The sequence below is a fragment of the Streptomyces sp. MBT65 genome (genome assembly GCF_016612545.1).
Lineage (GTDB): Bacteria > Actinomycetota > Actinomycetes > Streptomycetales > Streptomycetaceae > Streptomyces.
In genome coordinates, this window is sequence record NZ_JAENRY010000506.1 from 1 (window position 1) to 3,307 (window position 3,307).

General features: G+C 69.9%; 2 protein-coding genes. Both read left to right on the forward strand.

Annotated features, from left to right (window positions below; all coding sequences use genetic code 11):
- Nucleotides 1-1,899: IucA/IucC family siderophore biosynthesis protein (locus JHN63_RS49275; protein WP_200691659.1), on the forward strand; the 1,899-nt coding region annotated here is incomplete at its 5' end.
- Between the two features lie 257 nt (nt 1,900-2,156).
- Nucleotides 2,157-3,116 carry a GNAT family N-acetyltransferase gene (locus JHN63_RS49280; RefSeq protein WP_200691660.1) on the forward strand — a complete coding sequence of 320 codons (960 nt, stop codon included), beginning with the start codon at nt 2,157-2,159 and terminating at the stop codon, nt 3,114-3,116.
- The last annotated feature ends 191 nt before the right edge of the window (nt 3,117-3,307 follow it).

A 3,307-nucleotide genomic window follows, 5' to 3' on the forward strand; every position in this document is an offset into this window, starting at 1 on the left:
CCCACCAACGGCACCCTCCACATCCCCCTCCCCGCCAGCAACACGGCCCTGCTCGCCCAGGTCCACTACTGGTCCCCGACGTGCTGGCACCGCTTCGGACTTCCGTACCTCTCCAACGCTCCCCACGGCGCACCACCTGCGGACGCGGTGACGGTCGCGGCGCTGCTCGCGAGGGAGACGGCTGCGCGCGACGGCGGGTCCGTTGCGGGTGCCGACGCGGCGACCACTTCGGTTACAGGGGAGGCGAAGGCAGCGGCAAGGGCATCCGCAACAGCACTCACCTCGGTGCCCGATTCCGCGACCGACCTGGTGGCCCGGGTGGCCGACTCCGTCCGCCGTACCGTCACCTTCATCACCGACCGTCGCGCACGGCCGGCCGACGGTCCCGATCTCTTCCTCTCCGCCGAACAGGCACTCCTGCTCGGCCACCCGTTGCACCCGACCCCGAAGAGCCGCGAGGGCCTCTCCGAGGCCGAAGCCCGCCTGTACTCACCGGAGCTGCGCGGCTCCTTCCCGCTGCACTGGCTGGCTGTCGCCCCTTCCGTACTCGCCACCGACTCGGCCTGGACCGAACGCGGCCGACCGGTCCCCGCAGCCCACCTCACAGCCCGACTGGCCGGCCCCGAACTGCCATTGCCCGAAGGCCATGCCGCGCTTCCCCTTCACCCCTGGCAGTGGCGTGAGATCCACCACCGAGTCGATATCGCAGCCTTGCTCGACTCCGGCTTGATCCAGGACCTTGGTCCCCATGGCACCCCGTGGCATCCCACCTCCTCCGTACGAACCGTCCACCAATCCGGCGCCCCGGCCATGCTCAAGCTCTCGCTGGGCCTCCGCATCACCAACTCCCGTCGTGAGAACCTCCGGAAAGAACTCCACCGCGGCGTCGAGGTCCACCGCCTGCTCCGCACCGGCCTGTCCCAGCACTGGCACGCCGCTCACCCGGGCTTCGACATCGTCCGCGACCCGGCGTGGCTGGCCGTAGATGCGCTGGATGCGTACGGCGTCGACGCGAAGCAACGGGGCGCAGGCGGTGGTGAGTCCGGTGCTGGCCTGGACGTGAGCCGTGCCGACCGCGTCGGCCGTGGCGAGCGGAATGCCCGTGTTCCCCTGGCCGGAATCGACGTGGTGATCCGGCACAACCCCTTCAGCGCGTCCGACGATGTCTCCTGCATCGCCGGGCTCGTCTCACTCCGGCCGTACCTCGGACGGAGCGCCACCGCCGGCGGAGCGGCGACCACCTCGCACACCAGCCACTCCGCCTCCTGCGTACCGCTGTTGCGGTCCCGTCTGGCCGAGATCGTCACGGGCCTCGCCGTGCGCACCGGACGGTCCTGCGGAGCGGTCGCCGCCGAGTGGTTCCTGCGCTACCTGGAGCAGGTCGTCCGTCCCGTGCTGTGGCTGGACAGCGAGGCGGGGATCGCCCTGGAGGCGCACCAACAGAACACGCTGCTTCTGCTGGACGGTGAAGGTTGGCCCGTGGGCGGCCGCTACCGCGACAACCAGGGCTACTACTTCCGCGCATCCCGGCGCGCGGAACTCGACGCCCGACTGCCCGGCATCGGCGAACACAGCGACACCTTCGTCTCCGACGAGGTCACCGACGAACGCTTCGCGTACTACCTCGCGATCAACAACGTATTCGGTCTCATCGGAGCGTTCGGCTCACAACGCCTCGCCGACGAGCGGCTGTTGCTCTCAGCCTTCCGTCGTTTCCTCAGCGACGTGGCCTCCGGTCCCGCCCGGTTGCGCACCTCCCTGCCGGCTCGCCTGCTCGACTCACCCGTCCTGCGCTGCAAGGCCAACCTGCTGACCCGGCTGCACGGCCTCGACGAACTCATCGGCCCGGTCGACACCCAGTCCGTCTACGTCACCATCGCGAATCCCCTCCATTGCTGACTACCGCTGGCTACGAACGCCGACGCCAGCTGCCTCCCGATCCGATCACCCCCTAGGGCCTCCGGTTTGGGCCACCGGCAACTGGCTGCGGCCTCGACTGTGAGCCGCAGCCCGGTTCTGAACAGCGCCAGCTCCTTCGGACCTCGACTGCCGCTGACCTCCTCAACCCCGGCCAGCACCGAGCAGTCCCGACCGCCACCAACTCCCTTCGCACCTAAGGAACATGACCCACCCCATCTCCTGAGAGGAGCGCCACCGTGCCTCCCACCGACGCGAGCGCCGACACCGCGACTGTCTCTGGCTCCGACCTGGGCAGCAGGGCGAACTCGAGCCAAAGTCCCGGTACGGACGGTGAGGACACCCTCGACCTCCGCTTGCCCGAGGGGTTCATCGCGCTCTGCGCCGAGGCGGACGCAGCTGACGCGGTACTCCACCGTGCGGCAGTCCCCGACGCGGTTGACCACCACGTGTCCGCCTCCGACTCCTCCGCCCCCGACCTTTCCGTCCCCGAGCCGGTCGCCCACGAGGCCGGCACCATCGGGCGACATCACCGGTCAGGGCGCGCGGGGGAGGACACCGCCCGGTCCGACTCCAACATCCCGCCCGCCTCCGAGATCTTGCCCAACTCCCCTGTCCCGTCCGGCGACGACCTGCTCGACCGCGTCGGCGCCTGGGGGCCGACCCACACCCCCGTCGGCACCTTCCACCTCCTCCCCGTTCACATCGAACGCGACCTGCCGCTGATCAACCGCTGGATGAACGACCCTGCCGTCGCAGCGTTCTGGGAACTCGCCGGCCCTCAGGCGCTGACCGGGGACCACCTGCGCGCCCAACTCGCCGGTGACGGACGCAGCGTTCCCTGCCTCGGCGTGCTGGAAGGGACCCCTATGAGCTACTGGGAGATCTACCGGGCGGACCTCGACCCTCTGGCCCGCCGCTACCCGGCCCGACCACACGACACCGGCATTCACCTCCTCATCGGTGACGGCACCGATCGGGGACGAGGGCTGGGCCGCACTCTCCTTCGAGCAGTCGCCGACCTCGTACTCGACAAGCGCGCCGCCTGCGCTCGTATCGTCGCGGAACCCGACATTCGCAACACCCCTTCCGTAGCCGCTTTCCTGGGCGCCGGTTTCCGGTTCTCCGCCGAGGTCGACCTGCCCGCCAAGCGGGCCGCCCTCCTGGTCCGAGACCGTTCCTTGCGTGATCTGCTGTAGCGCCACGTGGCGGCGCCATCACTTTTGGTACACCGCTCGGCCCGACCCGGTTCCCACTCCCGCGCGTCGGATTCCGGCGGTCGTCGCCCCGACCTCCACATGCCGACCTTCACACGCCAACTTCCAAGCCCCGAGCCTCGGTCGACCGGCCCCGCCAAACCAGCCCCCCGACCGAACCAAGCCAACCCCTG